Source organism: Streptomyces bauhiniae (assembly GCF_004784475.1).
In the GTDB taxonomy this organism is placed as follows: Bacteria; Actinomycetota; Actinomycetes; order Streptomycetales; family Streptomycetaceae; genus Streptomyces; species Streptomyces seoulensis.
This window is the reverse complement of sequence record NZ_SRRT01000011.1, coordinates 114,155-134,523: the sequence shown is the minus strand read 5'-3', so window position 1 is coordinate 134,523 and position 20,369 is coordinate 114,155. Positions and strand designations below refer to the sequence as shown.

At 71.4% G+C, this 20,369-nt stretch carries 22 protein-coding genes and 1 tRNA gene; 10 read left to right on the top strand and 13 right to left on the bottom strand.

Going from position 1 to position 20,369, the window contains the following annotated elements; translation table 11 throughout:
* Window positions 1-46 precede the first annotated feature (46 nt).
* Together E5083_RS29760 and E5083_RS29755 are read right to left on the bottom strand one after the other, a co-directional pair.
* Window positions 47-1,606 carry an MFS transporter gene (locus tag E5083_RS29760; protein ID WP_135788771.1) on the bottom strand — a complete coding sequence of 520 codons (1,560 nt, stop codon included), beginning with the start codon at window positions 1,604-1,606 and terminating at the stop codon, window positions 47-49.
* Window positions 1,607-1,720: 114 nt separating this feature from the next.
* Window positions 1,721-3,067, bottom strand: coding sequence for a DUF445 domain-containing protein (locus tag E5083_RS29755; RefSeq protein ID WP_135788770.1), 1,347 nt, complete (start codon window positions 3,065-3,067; stop codon window positions 1,721-1,723).
* A 207-nt stretch (window positions 3,068-3,274) separates the two neighbouring features.
* Between E5083_RS29755 and E5083_RS29750 the strand changes: the two genes are divergently transcribed.
* Both E5083_RS29750 and rdgB read left to right on the top strand, forming a co-directional pair.
* Window positions 3,275-4,606 (top strand): SGNH/GDSL hydrolase family protein, encoded by a 1,332-nt coding sequence (locus E5083_RS29750; RefSeq protein WP_135788769.1) that lies wholly within the window; start codon window positions 3,275-3,277, stop codon window positions 4,604-4,606.
* A gap of 44 nt (window positions 4,607-4,650) precedes the next feature.
* Entirely contained in the window at window positions 4,651-5,253 is a 603-nt protein-coding gene (rdgB, locus tag E5083_RS29745; protein WP_135788768.1) for an RdgB/HAM1 family non-canonical purine NTP pyrophosphatase, read from the top strand.
* Between the two features lie 17 nt (window positions 5,254-5,270).
* Here rdgB and E5083_RS29740 read toward each other — a convergent pair.
* Window positions 5,271-5,357 (bottom strand) — tRNA-Leu (locus E5083_RS29740).
* Between the two features lie 39 nt (window positions 5,358-5,396).
* Window positions 5,397-5,864 (bottom strand): thioredoxin-dependent thiol peroxidase, encoded by a 468-nt coding sequence (bcp, locus tag E5083_RS29735; RefSeq protein WP_135788767.1) that lies wholly within the window; start codon window positions 5,862-5,864, stop codon window positions 5,397-5,399.
* A 93-nt stretch (window positions 5,865-5,957) separates the two neighbouring features.
* Between bcp and E5083_RS29730 the strand changes: the two genes are divergently transcribed.
* Window positions 5,958-6,299: a DUF3618 domain-containing protein gene (locus E5083_RS29730; protein WP_135788766.1), complete on the top strand. Its 342-nt coding sequence runs from the start codon at window positions 5,958-5,960 to the stop codon at window positions 6,297-6,299.
* A gap of 149 nt (window positions 6,300-6,448) precedes the next feature.
* The gene (locus tag E5083_RS29725; RefSeq protein ID WP_135788791.1) at window positions 6,449-6,751 is read left to right on the top strand and encodes a GroES family chaperonin; all 303 of its coding nucleotides are present in this window, start codon (window positions 6,449-6,451) and stop codon (window positions 6,749-6,751) included.
* Window positions 6,752-6,819: 68 nt separating this feature from the next.
* Here the strand turns inward: E5083_RS29725 and E5083_RS29720 are convergent, their stop codons facing one another.
* A complete protein-coding gene (locus E5083_RS29720) occupies window positions 6,820-9,078 on the bottom strand; it encodes a transglycosylase domain-containing protein (RefSeq protein WP_244317692.1) in 2,259 nt (752 codons plus the stop codon).
* A gap of 1,033 nt (window positions 9,079-10,111) precedes the next feature.
* Here E5083_RS29720 and E5083_RS29715 point away from each other — a divergent pair.
* Genes E5083_RS29715 through E5083_RS29700 form a run of 4 tightly spaced genes read left to right on the top strand, consistent with a single transcriptional unit; the run spans window position 10,112 to window position 13,452 of the window.
* A complete protein-coding gene (locus E5083_RS29715) occupies window positions 10,112-10,912 on the top strand; it encodes an ABC transporter permease (protein ID WP_135788765.1) in 801 nt (266 codons plus the stop codon).
* Between the two features lie 49 nt (window positions 10,913-10,961).
* Entirely contained in the window at window positions 10,962-11,726 is a 765-nt protein-coding gene (locus tag E5083_RS29710) for an ABC transporter permease (RefSeq protein WP_135788790.1), read from the top strand.
* Between the two features lie 4 nt (window positions 11,727-11,730).
* A complete protein-coding gene (locus tag E5083_RS29705; RefSeq protein WP_135788764.1) occupies window positions 11,731-12,702 on the top strand; it encodes an ABC transporter ATP-binding protein in 972 nt (323 codons plus the stop codon).
* A 9-nt stretch (window positions 12,703-12,711) separates the two neighbouring features.
* Window positions 12,712-13,452: a DUF1707 SHOCT-like domain-containing protein gene (locus tag E5083_RS29700; protein WP_135788763.1), complete on the top strand. Its 741-nt coding sequence runs from the start codon at window positions 12,712-12,714 to the stop codon at window positions 13,450-13,452.
* 3 nt (window positions 13,453-13,455) lie between these two features.
* On the opposite strand, the gene E5083_RS29695 is transcribed toward E5083_RS29700, so the two are convergent.
* The 3 genes from E5083_RS29695 to E5083_RS29685 all read right to left on the bottom strand — a co-directional run bounded on the left by E5083_RS29695 (window position 13,456) and on the right by E5083_RS29685 (window position 15,051).
* On the bottom strand, window positions 13,456-13,851 hold the full coding sequence (locus tag E5083_RS29695; RefSeq protein WP_135788762.1) for a prefoldin domain-containing protein: 396 nt from the start codon (window positions 13,849-13,851) through the stop codon (window positions 13,456-13,458).
* Window positions 13,852-13,989: 138 nt separating this feature from the next.
* Entirely contained in the window at window positions 13,990-14,727 is a 738-nt protein-coding gene (gene rph, locus E5083_RS29690) for a ribonuclease PH (protein ID WP_135788761.1), read from the bottom strand.
* 90 nt (window positions 14,728-14,817) lie between these two features.
* Window positions 14,818-15,051 carry a PTS sugar transporter subunit IIB gene (locus tag E5083_RS29685; RefSeq protein ID WP_135788760.1) on the bottom strand — a complete coding sequence of 78 codons (234 nt, stop codon included), beginning with the start codon at window positions 15,049-15,051 and terminating at the stop codon, window positions 14,818-14,820.
* Between the two features lie 260 nt (window positions 15,052-15,311).
* Between E5083_RS29685 and E5083_RS29680 the strand changes: the two genes are divergently transcribed.
* The gene (locus E5083_RS29680) at window positions 15,312-16,577 is read left to right on the top strand and encodes a PTS transporter subunit EIIC (RefSeq protein ID WP_135788759.1); all 1,266 of its coding nucleotides are present in this window, start codon (window positions 15,312-15,314) and stop codon (window positions 16,575-16,577) included.
* 68 nt (window positions 16,578-16,645) lie between these two features.
* Here E5083_RS29680 and E5083_RS29675 read toward each other — a convergent pair whose 3' ends face one another.
* Window positions 16,646-17,398 (bottom strand): MBL fold metallo-hydrolase, encoded by a 753-nt coding sequence (locus E5083_RS29675; RefSeq protein WP_135788758.1) that lies wholly within the window; start codon window positions 17,396-17,398, stop codon window positions 16,646-16,648.
* Between the two features lie 216 nt (window positions 17,399-17,614).
* Between E5083_RS29675 and E5083_RS29670 the strand changes: the two genes are divergently transcribed.
* Entirely contained in the window at window positions 17,615-18,022 is a 408-nt protein-coding gene (locus E5083_RS29670; RefSeq protein WP_135788757.1) for a type II toxin-antitoxin system PemK/MazF family toxin, read from the top strand.
* Here E5083_RS29670 and E5083_RS29665 read toward each other — a convergent pair.
* The 4 genes from E5083_RS29665 to E5083_RS29650 all read right to left on the bottom strand — a co-directional run bounded on the left by E5083_RS29665 (window position 18,019) and on the right by E5083_RS29650 (window position 20,367).
* Window positions 18,019-18,411 carry a hypothetical protein gene (locus tag E5083_RS29665; RefSeq protein ID WP_135788756.1) on the bottom strand — a complete coding sequence of 131 codons (393 nt, stop codon included), beginning with the start codon at window positions 18,409-18,411 and terminating at the stop codon, window positions 18,019-18,021. The genes E5083_RS29670 and E5083_RS29665 overlap by 4 nt on opposite strands.
* A 112-nt stretch (window positions 18,412-18,523) precedes the next feature.
* On the bottom strand, window positions 18,524-19,474 hold the full coding sequence (locus tag E5083_RS29660; RefSeq protein ID WP_031182604.1) for a PLP-dependent cysteine synthase family protein: 951 nt from the start codon (window positions 19,472-19,474) through the stop codon (window positions 18,524-18,526).
* A 17-nt stretch (window positions 19,475-19,491) separates the two neighbouring features.
* Entirely contained in the window at window positions 19,492-19,770 is a 279-nt protein-coding gene (locus E5083_RS29655; protein ID WP_031182605.1) for a MoaD/ThiS family protein, read from the bottom strand.
* A gap of 174 nt (window positions 19,771-19,944) precedes the next feature.
* A complete protein-coding gene (locus tag E5083_RS29650; RefSeq protein ID WP_135788755.1) occupies window positions 19,945-20,367 on the bottom strand; it encodes a M67 family metallopeptidase in 423 nt (140 codons plus the stop codon).
* Window positions 20,368-20,369: the final 2 nt, after the last annotated feature.

Genomic DNA, 20,369 nt, shown 5'->3' with positions numbered 1-20,369 from the left:
GGGCCGCCCGGCACATCCCTGGCGGCCCCGAGTCCACGAAATCCCCCTACCCCACCCCCACCCCCTTCTCCCCCGCCCCCGAAGCCGCCGTAGACGACAGCGGCGTGGCCACGTCCTCCAGGGACCGCCCCTCCGCCCGTACTGCCAAGACCGCCGCCACCAACCCCGCCACGCACATCAGGGACGCCCCGATCTGGAAGGCCAGCACCGTGTCCCCCACCCGGCCGGTGCCCGTCAGGTCCGCGAAGAGGAGCGGGCCGCTGATACCCCCGGCCGCAGTCCCGAGGGCGTAGAAGAAGGCGATCGACATCGCGCGGGTCTCCATCGGGAAGATCTCCGAGACCGTGAGGTACGCGCTGGACGCGCCCGCGGAGGCGAAGAAGAGGACCGCGCACCAGCAGGCGGTCAGGGTGGTGGCGCTCAGGGAGCCGCGGTCGAAGAGCCAGGCCGTGGCGAATAGGAGGATGCCGGACAGCAGGTAGGTGGAGGAGATCATCACCCGGCGGCCCACCGTGTCGAAGAGCTTGCCCAGCAGCAGGGGGCCGAAGAAGTTGCCGACCGCGATGACGGCGAAGTAGTAGCCCGTCCGGTCGGCCGGGACGTCGAAGAAGCGGGTGAGGATGGCGCCGAAGCCGAAGGTGATGGCGTTGTAGAGGAACGCCTGGCCGATGAAGAGGGAGAAGCCGAGCACCGCGCGCCGGCGGTAGCGGCCGAAGACGGTGCGGGCGATCTCGAGGAAGGTGACGCTGCCCCGCCGGTGGATCTCCAGCCGGCCCTCGGGGGCGGGGAGCGGCTCGCCCGTCTGCTCCTCGATCTTCCGCTCGATCCCGGAGACGATCTCCTCCGCCTCCTGGTCCCGCCCGTGGATCAGCAGCCAGCGCGGACTCTCCGGTACGTGCCGCCGTACCAGCAGGATGACCAGCGCGAGCACCGCGCCGAGGGCGAACGTCAGCCGCCAGCCGATGTTCTCCGGCAGGAAGGCGGTGTCCAGCGCCAGGATGGACAGCAGCGAGCCGCCCACCGCGCCCAGCCAGAAGCTGCCGTTGATCATCAGGTCGACCCGGCCCCGATAGGCGGCCGGGATCAGCTCGTCGATCGCGGAGTTGATGGCCGCGTACTCGCCGCCGATGCCGAAGCCGGTCAGGAAGCGGAACAGGAAGAACCACCACGCGTCGGTGGACAGCGACGTCAGTGCGGTCGCCGCGAGATACACCGCCAGCGTGATCATGAACAGCTTGCGGCGCCCGAAATGGTCCGTCAGACGCCCCCAGAACAGGGCGCCGACGCACGCACCGGCCACGTACAGCGCGGCCGCGGTGCCGGTGACCTGCCCGGAGCTGATGGACAGCCCGCTGCCGGGCTCGGAGAGCCGGCCCGCGATGTTGCCGACGACCGTGACCTCCAGGCCGTCCAGAATCCACACCGTGCCCAGCCCGACCACGATCGTCCAGTGCCACCGGGACCAGGGCAGGCGGTCCAGCCGGGCCGGGATGTCGCTGGTGGTCGAACCGCCTCCGGTCGAACCGCCTCCAGTCGAACCGCCTCCGACCGCACCGCCTCCGCCCGAACTGCCTCCTCGCGACGGCGTCCCTGCTCCCGTGCTCATCGGCACCCCTCGCTCATCGGCACCCCTTCTTCGTCGAAGGACGAGTTACGGGTGCCCGCGCCGCGCGGGATCAGACCGGGCCGCCCGGCAGGCTCACCCCGCCGGACGAGCCGTTCAGCCGCCCAGCGCCCGCGACACGGTGTAGATCACCAGCCCGGCGAGTGAGCCCACCACCGTGCCGTTGATCCGGATGAACTGGAGGTCGCGCCCGATGTGCGCCTCGATCTTGCGGGTGGTGTGCTCCGCGTCCCAGCCCGCCACCGTCTCGGTGATCAGGGAGGTGATCTCCTTGCGGTAGGTCGTCACCACGTGCACGGCCGCGCCCTCGATCCAGCGGTCGACCTTGCCCTGCATCTTCGGCTCGGTCGCCAGCCGTTGCCCCAGCGACAGCAGCCCGGCCCGCACCCGCAGGCGCAGCTCGCTCTGCTCGTCCTCCGCCGCCGCGACGATCATCGACCGTACGGCGGTCCAGGCGGACGCGATCAGGTCCTGCACCTCGTCCCGCGCCAGCACCTCCCGCTTCAGCCGGTCCACCCGCGCCCGGGTCTCGGTGTCGGACTGGAGGTCGGAGGCGAAGTCGGTGAGGAAGCGGTCCAGAGCGGCCCGCGCCGGGTGCGAGGGCATCTCCTGCATCTCGGTGACGAAGCGCAGCAGTTCCTTGTAGACGCGGTCGCCGACCTTGCGGTCCACGAAGCGCGGGGTCCAGCCGGGCGCGCCGCCCTCGATGGCCACCATCACGTCGTCCCGGTGCCGCTCCAGCCACTCGTGGGCGCGGCCCACCACCAGGTCGACCACGCGCCGGTGGCCGCCGTCGGCCACGATCCGGTCCAGCAGCTTGCCCACGGCCGGACCGATCTCCCGCGCGTCGGCCCGCCGGGTGATCGCCTCCCCCACCACCGCCTGCACGTCCGAGTCGCGCAGCACCGTCAGCGCGCCGCGCAGCGCGGTGGCCAGCTCGGCGGTGACCCGGTCGGCGTTGGCCGGCTCGGCCAGCCAGTCACCGAGCCTGCTGCCGATGCCGACGGCGGCGAGCCGCTGCCGTACGACGTCCTCGGAGAGGAAGTTCTCCCCGACGAACTCGCCCAGGGAGACGCCGAGCTGGTCCTTCTTGGTGGGGATGATCGCGGTGTGCGGGATGGGCAGGCCCAGCGGGTGCCGGAACAGCGCGGTGACCGCGAACCAGTCCGCGAGCGCGCCGACCATCCCGGCCTCCGCGGCCGCCGCCACATAGCCCGTCCAGTGTCCCGCCCCCGCGTGCCCGGCCCAGGTGGCCAGGGCGTACACCACGGCGACGAACAGCAGCAGTCCGGCCGCCGTGAGCTTCATGCGCCGTACGCCGCGCTGCCGCTCCTCGTCGGCCGCCGTGAAGGCGGTCATGGTCCGGTACGAACCGGCCCGCCCGGCAGCCGTCGGCCGGGGGGTACGGCCCGGCTCCGCCTCTTCCGTTTGCGCGCGTTCCATCTCGCTCCGCCCGATCGGTGATCCCGCACACACATTGTCCCTTCCCGCCGCCGCACGGAACGGACGGGAGGTTCCCGGCGTCAGACTGGAGGGGGGGTCGGGGCAGGTCCCGTGGACCGGGGTGCCCGTCAACTCCGTTCCCCCATATGCCGCATCATGGTGTATTGATCGTCCGGCTTCCCGTCTCCCGAGGAGAACAACGCCAGCGTGACCAAGCGCCACGGTTATGCCCTGCTCAGTGCGTTCACCGCACTCGTCGTCGCCCTTTCCGTCACCGTCCTCATCAGGTCGGCGGCCGGCGAGGGCACCTCGGCGTCCTCGGCCACGGGCCGGCGCCCCCACGGCTCGTCCGCCGCACCCGCCTCCACGGGCACCTGGGTCGGCTCCTGGGCCGCCTCGCCCGTCGGCGCCGAGCCCGGCACCGAGGCCGCCGGCCTGGCGGGCCGCTCGGTGCGCAACGTCGTGCACGCGAACACCGGCGGTACGAGCGCCCGCGTCACCCTCTCCAACCTGTACGGGCAGGCGCCGCTGACCATCACTCACGCCTCGGTGGCCCTCTCGGCGGGCCGGGGTACCGCCGCCGCCCGTGCGGAAACGATGCGCCGCCTGACGTTCGACGGCGCCTACGCGGTCACCATCCCGGCCGGCGGCCAGGCCGTCAGCGACGCGGTGCGGATCGTCGTACCGCACGACCAGGACGTCTTGGTCACCACGTACTCCCCCACGCCGTCCGGGCCGGTCACCATCCACCCGCACGCGCGGCAGATCTCGTTCGTGGCGCCCGGTGACCGCACCGAGGAGGCGACGGGCATCCCGTACGCCGAGCGGAGCGCGTACTGGCGTTATCTGACCGCGCTGGACGTGCTGAGCAACGAGGCGGACGGCACGGTGGTGGCGTTCGGCGACTCCATAACCGACGGCATCACCTCGACCATGGGCGAGAACCGCCGCTGGCCGGACGTGCTGGCCTCCCGGCTGCGCTCGGCCGCCGCGAGCGGGGCGGACGTGCCGCGCTACTCCGTCGTCAACGAGGGCATCACCGGCAACCAGGTGCTGGCGAACGGCCTGGGCCGGCCCGCCGAGAACCCGAGCGGGCTGTCCCGCTTCGGCCGCGACGCGCTGTCCCGGCCCAACGTGAAGGTCGTCGTGATCGACCTCGGCATCAACGACGTCACCCACTCCCGCTCGGCCGCCGACGGTACGAAGATCACCGACGGGCTGCGCACCCTGGTCCGGCAGGCGCACGCGCGCGGTCTGAAGGTCGTCGGCGCCACCCTGACCCCCTTCGGCGGTCACCGGACCTGGACCCCGGCGCTGGAGCGGATGCGGCAGCAGGTCAACGCGGAGATCCGGGCCGGCGGGGTGTACGACGCGGTGGTCGACTTCGACCTGGCTCTGAAGGACCCCCGCGACCCGCGCCGGATGCTCCCCAAGTACGACTCCGGCGACCATCTGCACCCCAGCGACCTCGGCTTCCACACCATGGCCGAGACCCTGAACCTGTCGCTCCTCAAGGGCGCCGGACAGGCGGAGCTGTAACCCCTGGCAGATGAGCGGAAGGGGGTCGGTGAATACTGGCCCCCATGACCCGCTTGATCCTCGCCACCCGTAACGCCGGAAAGATCACCGAGCTGAGGGCCATCCTGGCCGACGCCGGGCTGCCGCACGAGCTGATCGGTGCCGACGCCTTCCCCGAGATCCCGGACGTCAAGGAAACCGGCGTCACCTTCGCGGAGAACGCCCTGCTGAAGGCGCACGCGCTCGCCCGGGCCACCGGGCTTCCGGCCGTCGCCGACGACTCCGGGCTCTGCGTCGACGTGCTGAACGGCGCCCCCGGCATCTTCTCCGCCCGCTGGGCCGGCCGGCACGGCGACGACACCGCCAACCTCGACCTGCTGCTCGCCCAGCTCTCCGACATCGCGGACGAGCACCGGGGCGCCCACTTCGCCTGCGCGGCCGCGCTGGCACTGCCGGACGGCACCGAGCGGGTGGTGGAGGGACAGCTCTGCGGCACCCTGCGGCAGGCCCCGGCGGGGAACGGCGGCTTCGGGTACGACCCGATCCTCCAGCCGGAGGGCGAGAGCCGTACCTGCGCGGAGCTGAGCGCGGACGAGAAGAACGCCATCAGCCATCGTGGGAAGGCGTTCCGGGCCCTGGTCCCGGTGGTGCGGGAGCTGCTGGGCTGAGCCCTGCCTCTGCATGCTGGTGCGGCCGGAGGGACTCGAACCCTCACGGGAGTTACCCCACTGGGACCTAAACCCAGCGTGACTGCCAATTCCACCACGGCCGCCTGCTGCTGCCCGGCCATGCTAGCGGCCGGGCGGCGGCTTCAGATGCCCAGATCCTTGATGATCTTCGCCACGTGGCCGGTGGCCTTGACGTTGTACAGCGCGCGCTCGACCTTGCCGTCCTCGTCCACGACGACCGTGGAGCGGATGACGCCGGTGACGGTCTTGCCGTACAGCTTCTTCTCGCCGAAGGCGCCGTACGCCTCAAGCACCTTCTTCTCCGGGTCGGCGAGGAGGGTGACCTTCAGGTCCTCCTGCTCGCGGAACTTGGCCAGCTTCTCCGGCTTGTCGGGTGAGATGCCGATGACGTCGTACCCGGCGCCGGTCAGCAGGGCGAGGTTGTCGGTGAAGTCGCACGCCTGCTTGGTGCAGCCGGGGGTAAGAGCCGCGGGGTAGAAGTACACGATGGTCTTGCGGCCCTTGTGGTCCGACAGGGACACCTCGTTGCCGTCGGCGTCGGGCAGGGTGAAGGCGGGGGCAACGTCCCCAGGCTCAAGTCGCTCGCTCATCCGGCCAGCCTAACCGGGTGCCCCTGCCGTGCGGTGTGGCGTGGAGCTGACAGACTGTTCGGAACAGCATCAGGAGATTTCGGAGGCCGTACGGTGGCGGAGACGTCGGACACCAGAACACCGGCGCAGATCGAGGCGGACATCAAGCGCCGTCGTGCTGTGCTGGCCGAGACGCTCGACGAGATCGGGGTGCGGGTGCACCCGAAGACGATCGTCGGGGATGCCAAGGCGAAGGCCGTCGCCGGCGTCGACCGGGTCTTCGGACGGGCGTACGTGCAGGTCAACCGCGTGATGACCGAGGTACGGGACCAGTTCGTGGACGACGACGGCGCGCCCCGCAAGGAGCGCATCGTGCCCGCCGCGCTCATCGTCGCCGGGACGGTCGGCCTGATCGTCGCGGGCTCGCGCAAGCGCAGGCACCGCCGCCGGCGCTAGTACGGACGACTTCCGCGACCGGGTCGCCAGGGCGGGGAGCCGTGGTGACCCGGAGGCGTGTCCGCGCCGCGCGGGCAGGTAGGTTCGGGGGCGTGAGCGCCAACAGAGACGAGCAGAGCACCTCCCCGCACGACAAGCTGCCCATCCGGATGCTGCACGACCGGGTGTTGGTGCGGCAGGAGACCGGTGAGGGCGAGCGCCGTTCGGGCGGCGGCATCCTGATCCCCGCGACGGCGGCGGTCGGGCGCCGGCTGGCCTGGGCCGCGGTCGTCGCGGTCGGGCAGAACGTCCGTACCGTGGAGCCCGGCGACCGGGTCCTGTTCGACCCGGAGGACCTGGCCGAGGTCGAGGTCCGGGGCGTGGCCTACGTGCTGATGCGCGAGCGGGACCTGCACGCGGTGGCCGCGGACCGGTTCGAGGGGTCGGAGGACTCCACCGGGCTGTATCTCTGAGCCGCCGTCGGAACATGCGGGAAGGGGGCTGACGACCGTGGTCGTCAGCCCCCTTCCCGTGTTCGCTCCTACTGGCGCCGGGCCGTCTGCGGGGCGATGAAGCCGCCGGGCAGACCGGTGGTGCCGGGGTCGGCGCCGCCGCCCGTGCCGCCCGTACCGGGCTGGCCGCCAGGGCCGCCACCGGTGGCGCCCCCGTCCGTGGCCCCGCCGTTGGTGGTGGCCGGGCCGCCGCCGGCGCCGCCGTCGGTGGTGTCACCGCCGCCGCCCGTGGTCGGGTCGGCCGGGGTGGTGCCCTGGGAGGGGGTGCTGCCGCCGTTGCCCTGGCCGCCGTCGGTGGGCGTGGTGCCCTGGCTCGGGGTGCCGGTGGTACCGCCGTTGTCCTGGCCCGCGTCGGTGCCGGGCGAGCTGGAGGGGCGGGTGCTGGGCGCGACCACGTCGGCACCGGCCTGCAGCTCCAGGTCGAAGCTCGCGGCGGGCTTGCCGCGCAGCGCGTCCCGCGTGTACTGCGCCCAGATCTCGGTGGGCGGACCGCCACCGTTCATCCGGGCCACGCCGAGGGCGCCGTACAGCGGCTTGTGCTTGGCGGTGACCGGGTCCTGGCCCATCACGGAGACGACCGTGGCGAGGTCGGGGGTGTAGCCCGCGAACCAGGCGGCGGTGTCCTCCTCGGCGGTGCCGGTCTTGCCCGCGGCCGGACGGCCGGCGGCCTGCGCGGCCGTGGCCGTACCGCCCTCGACCACGCTCTTCAGCACCGAGGTGGTGGTGTCGGCGGCCTCGCGGGTGACGGCCTGGTTGGTCTGCCTGCCGGGCAGGTCGACCGGGACGTTGTCCTTGCTGATCTTCTCGATGATCGTGTACGTGCCGTGCCGGCCGTGGTTGGCCAGGGTGGCGTACGCCTCGGTCATCTCCAGCACGCTCGCGGTGGCGGTGCCGAGCGCGATGGACGGGGACGGGTAGAGGTCGGGGGTGTCGGCCGGGATGCCGAGGTCGACCGCGGTCTGCTTGACCTTGTCACCGGTGACGTCGGCGGCCATCTGCGCGTACACCGCGTTGACGGACAGGTCGGTGGCCTTGCGGACGGTGATCTGGCCGTACGACTTCTGGTCCTCGTTCTCCGGCGCGTACCGGCCGCCGGACCAGCCCTGCACGGGACGCATGTTGGTGCCGTCGTAGTACGCGTTGGGCGTGATGCGCTGGCCGTCCTGCGTGCTGGAGGAGTTCTGCACGGCCGAGGTGAACACGAACGGCTTGAAGGTGGAGCCGACCTGGTAGTCGCCCCGCGTCGCGCCGTTGGTGAACTGCTGCACGTAGTCGATGCCGCCGTACATCGCGACGATCTTGCCGGTCTTCGGGTCGATCGAGGCGCCGCCCGCGCGGACGTAGGTGTCGGCCTTGCGGTTCTTCTTGTCCAGCTTGGAGATGAGCTGGTCGTCGACGGCCTTCACGAAGGCGTCCTGCTTGGGCTTCTGGATGGTGGTCGTGATCCGGTAACCACCGGTGGCGAGCTGGTCCTTGGTGAGGATGTCGTGGCCGACCAGATACTGCTTGACGGCCTCGACCAGGTAGCCGCGCTGGCCGGACATGCCGGTGGAGACGGTCTGCTCCTTGGGCATCGGGAACTTCATCCCGGTGCGGTCGGACTGGCTGAGCCAGCCCTTGGCGACCATGCCGTCCAGCACGTAGTTCCAGCGGGCGAGCGCGGCCGGCTTGTTCTCGGGGTGGGCGACCACGTCGTACTCGCTGGGCGCGTTGACCAGCGCGGCGAGGTAGGCGGCGCGGGCCGGGTCGAGGTCGATCGCGTCGACGCCGTAGTACGCCTGGGCGGCGGCCTGGATGCCGTAGGCGTTGCGGCCGAAGTAGCTGGTGTTGAGGTAGCCCTCGAGGATCTCGTTCTTCGACTTCTCCCGGTCCAGCTTGATCGAGATGAAGAACTCCTTGGCCTTGCGGGTGACCGTCTGCTCCTGGGCCAGGTAGTAGTTCTTCACGTACTGCTGGGTGATGGTGGAGCCGGACTGCTTGCCCTTGCCGAGGGCGGTGTTCCAGCCCGCGCGGAGCATCGCCTTGGGGTCGACGGCGGACTCGGTGTAGAAGTCGCGGTCCTCGGCGGCCAGGATGGCGTGCTGGGCGGGCTTGGCGATCTGGGCGAGGCCCACGTTCTCGCGGTTGACCTCGCCGTCACGGGCGAGCTGGGAGCCGTCGGCGTACAGGTAGACGGTGGCCTGCTTGGTGGCCAGGGCGTTGGCGGCCGGGATCTGGACCATCGAGTAGCCGAGGAACAGCAGACCGATGATCACCAGCACGCCCAGCACGAAGGTGCCGAGCACCATCCGCCAGGTGGGGAAGATCCGCCGCCAGCCGGTGCGCTGGGGACGCTTGGGCTTCTTGCCGCCGCCGTCACCGGTACCGCCGCCCTCGCCGCCGTCGCTGCCGTTGCCGCTCGCCTGCGGGGTCGCGGTGGGCTCGGACGGGGTGCGGGGCAGGACGCTGGTGGCCCCGGCTCCGGCCGCGGAGGCCGCGGCGGCCGGGGGGACGGGGAGCTTGGGGGTGTCGCCGGACCGGGGCGCGTTGACCCGGCGCAGCACCTGCGTGCTCTCGGCGGGCGGCGGCTGGTCGGCCTTGACGCGCCGGAGCACCTGGGTGCTCTCGGGCGCCTGCTCCGGCCTGGCACCGCCGGTACGGGGCTTCGCGGACCCGGTGGGGGCGCTGACCCGGCGCAGCACCTGGGTGCTCTCGGCGGGCGGAGTGTCCGCCGCCGGGCTCTTGGCGGCCGGGGCCTTCGCCGCCGGGGCCTCCTTGGCGCCGGACTGCGCGGGCACGGCAGGCGCGCCCTTGGAGGCATCGCCGGCCTCCTTCGCGGCCGGAGCGCTCGGGGCGGCCTTGGCACCCTCGTCCGGCTTCTCCGCGCCGGGCTTACCGCCCGTGGCCGGAGAACCCGTGGCCGGAGATCCCGTCGCCGAAGGTCCCGTCGGCCGGGGGGCGTTCGGGGTCGCGGAGTCGCGCACGGGGGCGCTCTCCGGCCCGGTCTCCGCCGGCGCGCGGTCGGCCGGACTCTTCGCCGGTTTCGCCTGCGGTTCCGCTGCTGCGGGCCCCTCAGCCGGCTGAGGTTCTTCCGGCGCCCCGCCCTCGTTCGGCTGCTGCGGCTGCGGCTCGTCGCTCATGTCGTGCACGGACTCCTGTTTCGTCGTACGTTCCCGTACGCCTCGTACGCCTTCTGCGCCCCCTGGTTGAAGACTCTCGCACCTGGTGAACCGTTCCCGGATTCCGGCACGCTTCGGTCACGGAAAACGCGTGGCCGTTCGCGGGGGCCGGGGGCTAGGCTCCTGCGCTTCGGTGTCGAGCAGTCCGAGGAGGTGGACCGGCGTGGGCGCTGGACGGTTGTACGTGGCCGTCGCGGCAGGGGGATTCAGACGGTACGCGACCTACCGCGCGGCCACGGCGGCAGGGGTGTTCACCAATACCGTCTTCGGACTGATCATCGTCTGCACCTACCGTGCCCTGTGGGACGCCCGTCCGCACTTGGGCGGATATGACCAGGCGCAGGCCGTGACCTACGTATGGCTCGGGCAGGCCCTGCTCTCCACGCTGGCGATCGGCGGCGGGGGCGCCGAGGAAGAGTTGATGGAGCGCATCCGTACGGGTGACGTGGCGGTGGATCTGTACCGGCCGGCCGACCTGCAACTGTGGTGGCTCGCGGCCGACCTGGGCCGGGCCTGTTTCCAGCTTCTCGGGCGCGGGGTGCTGCCCTTCCTCTTCGGCATGCTCTGCTTCCCCGCCTACCTGCCCTCGGACGCGGGCACCTGGCTGGCGCTGCTGGTGACGCTGGCCCTGGCGGTGCTGGTCGGCTTCGGCATCCGGTACCTGCTGGCGCTGAGCACCTTCTGGCTGCTGGACGGCTCGGGGATCTCCCGGATCGCGTGGCTGGCGGGGACCTTCTGCTCCGGGATGCTGCTCCCGCTGAACGTCTTCCCGGGCACGTTCGGCGAGGTCGTGCGGGCGCTGCCCTGGTCGGCGCTGCTCCAGGCCCCGGCGGACGTGCTGCTGGGCCGGGCGGACCCGCTGGGTGTCTGGCTGTTCCAGGCCGGGTGGGCGGTGGCGCTGCTGGGCGCGGGGCGCCTGCTGCAGTCGACGGCGACCCGTCGGGTGGTGGTCCAGGGTGGCTGAGTACGGCCGGGTCCGCGAGGGTGTGCGGGCGTACGGGCTGATCGCCGGGATGTGGGTGCGCTCCACGATGGCGTACCGGGCGTCGTTCGTGATGAACACACTCGGCAACTTCGCGGCGACCTTCCTCGACTTCGTCGCGATCATGCTGATGTTCTCCCGCGTGGACTCCCTGGCGGGCGGGTCGCTGCCGGAGGTGGCGTTCCTGTACGGGCTGTCGGCGGTGGCGTTCGGCATGGCGGACCTGCTGATCGGGTCTATGGACCGGCTGGGGCGCCGGGTGCGGGACGGCACGCTGGACACCCTGCTGGTGCGTCCGGCGCCGGTGCTGGCGCAGGTCGCGGCGGACCGGTTCGCGCTGCGCAGGCTGGGCCGGGTGACCCAGGGCGCGCTGGTGCTGGGCTGGTCACTGAGCCGGCTGGACGTGGACTGGACGCCACTGAAGCTGCTGCTGATGCCGGTGATGATCGCGGGCGGCTGCGGGATCTTCTGCGCGGTCTTCGTGGCGGGCGCGGCCTTCCAGTTCCTCGCCCAGGACGCCTCGGAGGTGCAGAACGCCTTCACCTACGGCGGTACGACCCTGCTCCAGTACCCGCCCGCGGTGTTCACCGAGGAGCTGGTGCGCGGGGTGACCTTCGTGCTGCCGCTGGCCTTCGTCAACTGGGTGCCCGCCGCCTATGTGCTGGGGCGCCCGTATCCGCTGGGGCTGCCGGGGTGGACGGCGTTCGTCTCCCCGCTGGTGGCGCTGGCCTGCTGTGCGCTCGCCGGGCTGGCCTGGCGGGCGGGACTGCGTTCGTACCGGAGCACGGGGAGCTGAACTGATGGCGGACGGCGAGGGGTTCATCGCGCTGGAGAAGGTCGGCAAGGTCTTCGAGGTGCGCAAGAAGACCGGGTTCCTCAAGCGGGAGCGGCGCGAGGTGCGGGCGGTGGACTCGATCTCGTTCACCGTGGCACGCGGCGAGATGGTCGGCTACATCGGGCCGAACGGCGCGGGCAAGTCGACCACGATCAAGATGCTGACCGGCATCCTCACCCCGTCCTCGGGCCGGCTCCGGGTGGCCGGGATCGACCCCTCGCGGGAGCGGACCCGGCTGGCGTCCCGGATCGGGGTGGTGTTCGGCCAGCGGACGACTCTCTGGTGGGACCTGCCCCTGATCGACTCCTACCGCCTGGCGCACCGCATGTACCGGATTCCGGACGCCCGGTACCGGGAGAACCTGGCCCGCTGTGTCGAACTGCTGGAACTGGGCGACCTGTTGGACGTCCCCGTACGCCAGCTCTCGCTCGGCCAGCGGATGCGCGGCGACATCGCGGCGGCCCTGCTGCACGACCCGGAGGTGCTGTACCTGGACGAGCCGACGATCGGCCTGGACGTCGTCTCCAAGGCCAAGGTGCGCGGCTTCCTGAAGGAGCTGAACGCCGAGCGCGGCACCACCGTCCTGCTCACCACCCATGACCTGCAGGACATCGAGCAGTTGTGCTCGCGGGTGATGGTGATCGACCACGGCCGCCTGGTGTACGACGGTTCGCTGACCGGGCTGCACGCGGCCGGGGACGGCGAGCGGACGCTGGTGGTGGACCTGGAGCGGGAGCTGCCGCCGGTCGAGGTGCCCTCGGCGCGGGTGGTGCGGGTGGAGGGGCCCCGGCAGTGGCTGGCGTTCCCGGCCGGACAGTCGGCGGCACCCCTGGTGGCCCAACTCGCGGCCGCCTACCCGCTGGTGGACCTCTCCGTCCGGGAACCCGACATCGAGGCGGTCATCGCCAAGATGTACGCGGAGAAGGCCGTCTCGTAGTCTGCTGTCATGACCGACGACGCTGCCCCGGACCGCCGTTCCCCCGGTCCCGTGCCGGACCTCCGCGCCTCCGACGCCGACCGGGAGCGGGTCGCCGAGATCCTCCGCGACGGCCTGGCCGAAGGCCGCCTGGACATGGCGGAGTTCGAGGAGCGGCTGGAGTCGGCGTACAAGGCCCGCACCTACGGCGAGCTGGCCCCGCTGACCCGCGACCTCCCGGCCGCCCCGGCCGCCGCTCCCCCGGTGTCCTTCACCAAGCGGCCGGTGGACGACGGGAGTTGGGCGTCCCGGATCGTCGGCGGCGAGGGCACCTCGACCGGGGCGGTGGCGGTGCTGTCCGGGTTCCAGCGCAAGGGGCGCTGGACGATGCCGAAGAAGTTCTCCTGCTTCGCGTTCATGGGCGGCGGTGAGATCGACCTGCGCGAGGCGTTCTTCGCGGACCGCGAGGTCGAGATCAACTGCGTTGCCGTCATGGGCGGTCTGGAAGTGATCGTGCCGCCGGGGGTCGAGGTCGTGGTGCGCGGCATCGGCATCATGGGCGGCTTCGAGCACCTGGACCGGGACGAGCCCGGCGATCCGGGGGCGCCGCGCGTGATCATCAGCGGGTTCGCGTTCTGGGGCGGGGTCGGTGTGGAGCGCAAGCTCACCCGGGCCGAGCGGCAGCGGCTGAAGGAGCTGCGCCGCCAGGACCGCCTGGACCGCCGCGAGGCCCGCCAGGAACTCCGCCGGGGCCGCCGCGAGGGGCGCTGACCCCTAGGGTGTGCAGACCTTGGTGAGTTCGCCGGCCGCGTCCGTGACCGGGCGGACGTCGGGGGTGTTGTCGCCGTTCCTGATCGCGGTCCGGACGTTGGAGACGGCCGAATTCAGGTCGTCCACCGCCTTGTTGACGTCGGCGTCGTCCGTGCGGTCGCCGATGCGGTCGAGGTTCTGCTCTATGGAGTCCAGCGAGGCGTCGGCCTGCGCGGGGTCGTTGGCGGCGTTCTCCACGGCCTGCTGGAGGTCGGTGACGCTGTCCGCGATGGAGTCGGCGGTCTGCACACAGTCCAGGGCCTTGTTCACGGCGTCGCAGCCGGTGGTCAGGCCCACGGTGAGCGCGGCGGCCGCGAGCGCGGCGATGGCGGTGGTACGGCGTCGGCGGCCGGCGGCCATGCGGTGTCCCTCCCCAGGTACGGCTGGCCGGGCGCGCGGGATCGAGCCGCGCGCCCGTACCGTCCAAGACGCCGTCCGCCGGGGCGGGGTTGCCTGGGGATACCCAGGTTTTTTGGGGCTCCCTTTACCCGGCCGGTGCTACTCGGGCAGGGTCAGCGCGAGCGCGGCCCGCTGGAACTCGGTGAGTTCGGCGCAGCCGGCCACACCCAGGTCGAGCAGGGCGTTCAGCTCCTCGCGGGCGAAGGGCTCGGCCTCGGCGGTGCCCTGGATCTCGACGAAGCGGCCGTCGCCGGTGCAGACCACGTTCATGTCGGTCTCGGCGCGCACGTCTTCCTCGTAGCAGAGGTCGAGCAGCGGGACGCCGTCGACGATGCCGACCGAGACGGCGCCGACCGTGCCGGTGAGCGGCTGCCGGCCCGCCTTGATCAGCTTCTTGCGCTGCGCCCAGGCGATCGCGTCGGCGAGGGCGACGTAGGCGCCGGTGATGGCGGCGGTGCGGGTGCCGCCGTCGGCCTGGAGCACGTCGCAGTCCAGGACGATGGTGTTCTCGCCGAGCGCCTTGTAGTCGATGACGGCGCGCAGCGAGCGGCCGATGAGGCGGGAGATCTCGTGCGTACGCCCGCCGATCTTGCCCCGGACCGACTCGCGGTCGCCTCGGGTGTTGGTGGCGCGGGGCAGCATGGAGTACTCGGCGGTGACCCAGCCCTCACCGCTGCCCTTGCGCCAGCGGGGGACGCCTTCGGTGACGCTGGCGGTGCAGAACACCTTGGTGTCGCCGAAGGAGACGAGGACGGAGCCCTCGGCGTGCTTGCTCCAGCCGCGTTCGATGGTGACGGGGCGGAGCTGTTCGGGGGTGCGGCCGTCGATGCGAGACATGCGGCTGAGCCTATCGGGAGTGACGCGAGGGGCTCCTCCCCCATGGGAAGAAGCCCCTCGTGCCGGTGAGCCGCCGCGTGAGCGGACGGCTCACATCATGTCTTCGATGTCCGCGGCGATCGGGTCGGCGTCGGTGCCGATGACGACCTGGATGGCGGTGCCCATCTTCACGACACCGTGCGCGCCGGCGGCCTTCAGGGCGGCCTCGTCGACGAGCGACGGGTCGTGGACCTCGGTACGCAGGCGGGTGATGCAGCCCTCGACCTCGTCGATGTTGTCGATGCCGCCGAGCCCGGCGACGATCTTCTCAGCCTTGGTGGCCATGTTCTATCTCCCTGGTCCGAACCGGTCCGAACGAGAACCGTCCGGAGACTGGTCTACACCACCAAGGGGAACCCCACCAAACCGCCCCCCGGCCCCCACACCTCCGGCACTCCGTGTAGCCCCGCGATCGCTATTTCACGGGTTCCTTATATCCGTGCCATCGTGCTACAACAGGTCTACACCACAAGTGGTGTAGACCACAGACGCTGCCGTCCCCTTCCATGGTCCCAGGGCGGCGCCCTGCCCATCTGGAGGAAGTTGTGACCACGGCCAGCGCCGCGCCCCCGGCCGAGAACAAGAGGGGCGCCAAGGTGATGGGCGTCCTGCAGCGGATCGGCCGCAGCCTGATGCTGCCGGTCGCGGTGCTCCCCGCCGCCGCCCTCCTGGTGCGGCTCGGCAGCAACGACATGCTGGGCGACCCCTCGTACCCGGCGTTCCTGACCAAGATCGCCTCCTTCATGGCCGCGGGCGGCAACGCGATCCTGGACAACATGGCGCTGCTGTTCGCGGTGGGCATCGCCATCGGCTTCGCCAAGAAGTCGGACGGCTCCACCGCGCTCGCCGCGGTCGTCGGCTACCTGGTCTTCAAGAACGTGCTGGCCACGTTCACCGACAAGAACCTGCCGAAGGTGGCCACCGCCGTCGACGGCAAGGTCGTCATGGTGAACGCCCCGGTGGACGCCAAGGTGCTCGGCGGTGTGGTGATGGGCATCGTGGTCGCCCTGCTCTACCAGCGCTTCTACCGCACCAAGCTGCCCGACTGGGCCGGCTTCTTCGGCGGCCGGCGTCTGGTCCCGATCCTCTCCGCGCTCGCGGGTCTGCTCATCGGCATCGTGTTCGGCTACATCTGGCCGGTGCTCGGCACGGGCCTGCACAACTTCGGCGAGTGGCTGGTCGGCTCGGGTGCCGTGGGCGCCGGCATCTTCGGTGTCGCCAACCGCGCGCTGATCCCGATCGGCATGCACCACCTGCTGAACTCGTTCCCGTGGTTCCAGGCGGGCGAGTACCACGGCAAGAGCGGCGACATCGCGCGCTTCCTGGCCGGTGACCCGAGCGCGGGCCAGTTCATGACCGGCTTCTTCCCGATCATGATGTTCGGCCTCCCGGCCGCCTGCCTCGCGATCGTGCACTGCGCCCGCCCCGAGCGCCGCAAGGTCGTCGGCGGCATGATGTTCTCCCTCGCGCTGACCTCGTTCCTCACCGGCATCACCGAGCCGATCGAGTTCACCTTCATGTTCATCGCCCCGGTGCTGTACGCGATCCACGCTGTGCTCACCGGTGTGTCCTTGGCGCTGACCTGGTCGCTGGGCATGCGGGACGGCTTCGGCTTCTCGGCCGGCTTGGTCGACTTCGGCCTGAACTGGGGCATCGCGTCGAACCCGTTGGGTCTCATCCTGGTCGGCCTGTGCTTCGCGGCCGTCTACTACGTGATCTTCCGTTTCGCCATCACCAAGTTCAACCTCCCCACGCCGGGCCGTGAGTCCGACGAGGAGCTGGCCGAGATCCAGAAGGCCGAGGCCAAGTAACCCGGCCGCCGTACGCGCGAAGGCCCCGGAACCTCTCCAGGTTCCGGGGCCTTCGTCGTGCTCCGGGGCTACAGCTCGTACGTCATGCCGGGCGCCGCCAGCTCCACCGGGCCGGCGAAGGTCTCGCGGGCGTGGGCCAGGTTGACCTCGGGGTCGGTCCACGGCGGGATGTGGGTGAGGACCAGCATGCGGGCGCCCGCGCGGGTGGCGGTCTCCCCGGCCTCGCGCCCGTTGAGGTGCAGGTCGGGGATGTTCTCCTTGCCGTGCGTGAAGGCGGCCTCGCACAGGAACAGGTCGGCGTCCCGCGCCAGCTCGTCCAGCGCCTCGCTGACCCCGGTGTCCCCGGAGTACGTCAGGGACCTGCCGCCGTGCTCGATCCGGATCGCGTACGCCTCGACCGGGTGCCGCACCCGCTCGGTGTGCACGGTGAAGGGGCCGATCTCGAAGGTGGACGGCTTCACCGTGTGGAAGTCGAAGACCTCGCTCATGGAGGACGCGGACGGCGTGTCGGCGTACGCCGTGGTCAGCCGGTGCTCGGTGCCCTCGGGGCCGTAGACCGGGATCGGCTCGCAGCGGCCGCCTTCGTGCCGGTAGTAGCGCGCCACGAAGTACGCGCACATGTCGATGCAGTGATCGGCGTGCAGATGGCTGAGGAAGATCGCGTCGAGGTCGTACAGACCGATGTGGCGCTGCAGCTCGCCCAGGGCGCCGTTGCCCATGTCGAGAAGCAGCCGGAAGCCGTCGGCCTCGACGAGGTAGCTCGAACAGGCCGATTCCGCGGACGGGAACGACCCCGAGCAGCCGACGACGGTGAGCTTCATGGAGCGGAAACCTCCGTGGACAGAAGCGGGTCGGGAAGCAGCAGGGCAGGGTTGTGCGGTCCGTCGAGCGTAAGGCGCCACAGCGCGGGTCGCTCCTTCGCCAGGGGCCGTTGTGGGCGAACTCACCTGTGCTGTCACCGGTTCGGCTGGACCGGGGGCGCATGGGGATCAGCCGAGGGCGCGCGGGCACCGGCGCGCGCCGGTAACGTCCTCCGCATGGACACGACCTGGTGGCTCGCGCTGGTGGCGGTGCTCCTGCTGGCCCTGGTCGCCACGCTGGTGGACGGCTGGGGACGGGGCCACCGGCAGCGCCGCGCCCGCCGACGGCCGCCTGCGGCAGGGGAGTTGACGGGCCGTCCGCGCGCCGGTGACATCTGGTGGGCCGAGCCGCTGCCGTGCCTGGTGCTGGCGGTACGGGACGGGCATGCCACGGTGGCCCGGATCACCGGCCGCCCGGAGGAGGAGCGGCCGGACCTGATTCCGCTGCCGGGCGGTGTCCTCGGCGAGGGGCCCCGCTTTCTCGACCCCGGAGAGCTGCACGAGGTACCCGTAGGGGATCTCCGGCACCGGGTGGGCGAGGTCGACCCGGCCCTGTGGGACCGGGTGCGGCACCTCGCCGGCTAGCGGACCTGGACCGTCACCTGCCAGTGCTCCGCGTCGCGCGCCGAGGTCAGTTCGACGGTGCCGGGCTTGTCCGCGCGGTACGCGGCGTTCGCGTCGCCCGGCTGGAGGACGAAGCCGGAGTTGATCGCGGTCAGCGCGCCACCCTTCGCCTCCACCGGCTTCCAGGGGTGGGCCTGGTCGCCGTCCAGGGCGAGCCGCAGCTCACCGCCCTTGGCCAGGCAGAGGTCACGGCCGGAGTCGGCGGCGGTCAGCCTCAGCGCGCTCACGCACGTTGCGCGGGACGGCTTCGGTGACACGCTCCGGCCCGCGTCGTTCCCTTGCGTCCCGCAGCCCGCGAGCAGCAGGGCCGCCGCGAGCGCGGCGAGGGCGAGGGGTGTCGTACGGCGCATGGGGTCCGCCTCTCCGTCCGGGGCCGGCCGGGACACCGGCACCACTGGTACCGGTGTGACGCACGACCGCCCCGAACGGCTCCCCTAGGGGAGCGCTTCCCCTAGGGGAGCCCTAGGCCCAGAGCTGACCCTGCAGGGTCTCGACGGCCTCTTCGGTGGTGGCCGCCGTGTAGACCCCGGTGGAGAGGTACTTCCAGCCGCCGTCGGCGACCACGAAGACGATGTCGGCGCTCTCCCCCGCCTTGACCGCCTTGCGCCCCACCCCGAGCGCCGCGTGCAGCACCGCGCCGGTGGAGACGCCCGCGAAGATGCCCTCCTGCTGGAGGAGTTCGCGGGTACGGGCCACCGCGTCCGCCGAGCCGACGGAGAACCGGGTGGTGAGCACCGAGGCGTCGTACAGCTCGGGCACGAAGCCCTCGTCGAGGTTGCGCAGGCCGTACACCAGGTCGTCGTAGCGCGGCTCGGCGGCGACGATCTTCACGTCCGGCTTCTGCTCACGCAGGTAGCGGCCGACGCCCATCAGGGTGCCGGTGGTGCCGAGACCCGCCACGAAGTGGGTGACGGAGGGCAGGTCGGCCAGGATCTCAGGGCCGGTGCCGGAGTAGTGGGCGCCCGCGTTGTCGGGGTTCCCGTACTGGTAGAGCATCACCCAGTCCGGGTGCTCGGCGGCCAGCTCCTTGGCGACCCGGACGGCGGTGTTGGAGCCGCCCGCCGCCGGGGACGGGATGATCTCCGCGCCCCACATGCCGAGCAGGTCACGGCGCTCGCGGGAGGTGTTCTCCGGCATCACGCACACCATGCGGTAGCCCTTGAGCTTGGCGGCCATGGCGAGCGAGATACCGGTGTTGCCCGAGGTGGGCTCCAGAATGGTGCAGCCGGGGGTGAGCCGGCCGTCCTTCTCCGCCTGCTCGATCATGTGCAGGGCGGGCCGGTCCTTGACCGAGCCGGTCGGATTGCGGTCCTCCAGCTTGGCCCAGATCCGGACGTCGGGGGACGGCGAGAGCCGCGGCAGGCGCACCAGAGGGGTGTTGCCCACCGCGGCCAGCGGGGAGTCGTAACGCATCGGAGCGCGGCGGCCGATCAGGCCATGCCGCCGGCCACGGCCGGCAGGATGGTCACGGTGTCGCCGTCCGACAGCTTGGTGTCGATGCCGTCGACGAAGCGGACGTCCTCGTCGTTCAGGTACACGTTGACGAAGCGGCGCAACTGGCCGCCGTCCACCACGCGGCCCTGGATGCCCGCGTGCCGGGTCTCGAGGTCGGCGAACAGGTCGGCGAGGGTCTCCCCGGTGCCTTCGACCGCCTTCTGGCCGTCGGTGTACTGGCGGAGGATGGTCGGGATGCGGACCTCGATGGCCATGGTTGCGGGCTCCTGTTCGAAGGTGTTCGTCGGGGCTGCGGCTCGGTACGTCAGCAGAAGGCGCGCACCACAGTCAGAACCATGGGCTCATCGTATCGATTCCCGGTCCACCGACCGGAATCCCGTCCCGGATGGCGGACGGTTTCCGACCGGGGAGTGGGATCAGGAGGGGGATCAGTACGCCTCGACGACCTTGACCTCTTCCTCGGTGACCTCTCCGTCCAGGATGCGGAACGAACGGAACTGGAAGTCGCCGAGGCCGTCGGCGTCCGCCGTGGAGACCAGGACGTAGTGCGCGCCGGGCTCGTTGGCGTAGCCGATGTCGGTGCGCGAGGGGTACGCCTCGGTGGCGGTGTGGGAGTGGTAGATGACCACCGGCTCCTCGTCGCGGTCGTCCAGCTCCCGGTAGAGCTTCAGCAGGTCCTGGGAGTCGAACTCGTAGAACGTGGGCGAGCGGGCGGCGTTCAGCATCGGGATGAACCGCTCGGGGCGCCCGGTGCCCTCCGGCCCGGCCACCACACCGCACGCCTCGTCGGGGTGGTCCTCGCGGGCGTGGGCGACGATCCGGTCGTACAGGTCCTGGGTGATGGTCAGCATGC

Excerpts from the sequence above, each read along its gene's own strand:
- E5083_RS29760 (WP_135788771.1), bottom strand. The coding sequence starts at position 1,606 with ATGAGCACGGGAGCAGGGACGCCGTCGCGAGGAGGCAGTTCGGGCGGA.
- E5083_RS29755 (WP_135788770.1), bottom strand. The coding sequence starts at position 3,067 with ATGGAACGCGCGCAAACGGAAGAGGCGGAGCCGGGCCGTACCCCCCGG.
- rdgB (WP_135788768.1), top strand. The coding sequence starts at position 4,651 with ATGACCCGCTTGATCCTCGCCACCCGTAACGCCGGAAAGATCACCGAG.
- bcp (WP_135788767.1), bottom strand. The coding sequence starts at position 5,864 with ATGAGCGAGCGACTTGAGCCTGGGGACGTTGCCCCCGCCTTCACCCTG.
- E5083_RS29725 (WP_135788791.1), top strand. The coding sequence starts at position 6,449 with ATGCTGCACGACCGGGTGTTGGTGCGGCAGGAGACCGGTGAGGGCGAG.
- E5083_RS29720 (WP_244317692.1), bottom strand. The coding sequence starts at position 9,078 with ATGGTGCTCGGCACCTTCGTGCTGGGCGTGCTGGTGATCATCGGTCTG.
- E5083_RS29710 (WP_135788790.1), top strand. The coding sequence starts at position 10,962 with ATGTGGGTGCGCTCCACGATGGCGTACCGGGCGTCGTTCGTGATGAAC.
- E5083_RS29705 (WP_135788764.1), top strand. The coding sequence starts at position 11,731 with ATGGCGGACGGCGAGGGGTTCATCGCGCTGGAGAAGGTCGGCAAGGTC.
- E5083_RS29700 (WP_135788763.1), top strand. The coding sequence starts at position 12,712 with ATGACCGACGACGCTGCCCCGGACCGCCGTTCCCCCGGTCCCGTGCCG.
- E5083_RS29695 (WP_135788762.1), bottom strand. The coding sequence starts at position 13,851 with ATGGCCGCCGGCCGCCGACGCCGTACCACCGCCATCGCCGCGCTCGCG.
- rph (WP_135788761.1), bottom strand. The coding sequence starts at position 14,727 with ATGTCTCGCATCGACGGCCGCACCCCCGAACAGCTCCGCCCCGTCACC.
- E5083_RS29685 (WP_135788760.1), bottom strand. The coding sequence starts at position 15,051 with ATGGCCACCAAGGCTGAGAAGATCGTCGCCGGGCTCGGCGGCATCGAC.
- E5083_RS29675 (WP_135788758.1), bottom strand. The coding sequence starts at position 17,398 with ATGAAGCTCACCGTCGTCGGCTGCTCGGGGTCGTTCCCGTCCGCGGAA.
- E5083_RS29670 (WP_135788757.1), top strand. The coding sequence starts at position 17,615 with ATGGACACGACCTGGTGGCTCGCGCTGGTGGCGGTGCTCCTGCTGGCC.
- E5083_RS29665 (WP_135788756.1), bottom strand. The coding sequence starts at position 18,411 with ATGCGCCGTACGACACCCCTCGCCCTCGCCGCGCTCGCGGCGGCCCTG.
- E5083_RS29660 (WP_031182604.1), bottom strand. The coding sequence starts at position 19,474 with ATGCGTTACGACTCCCCGCTGGCCGCGGTGGGCAACACCCCTCTGGTG.
- E5083_RS29655 (WP_031182605.1), bottom strand. The coding sequence starts at position 19,770 with ATGGCCATCGAGGTCCGCATCCCGACCATCCTCCGCCAGTACACCGAC.
- E5083_RS29650 (WP_135788755.1), bottom strand. The coding sequence starts at position 20,367 with ATGCTGACCATCACCCAGGACCTGTACGACCGGATCGTCGCCCACGCC.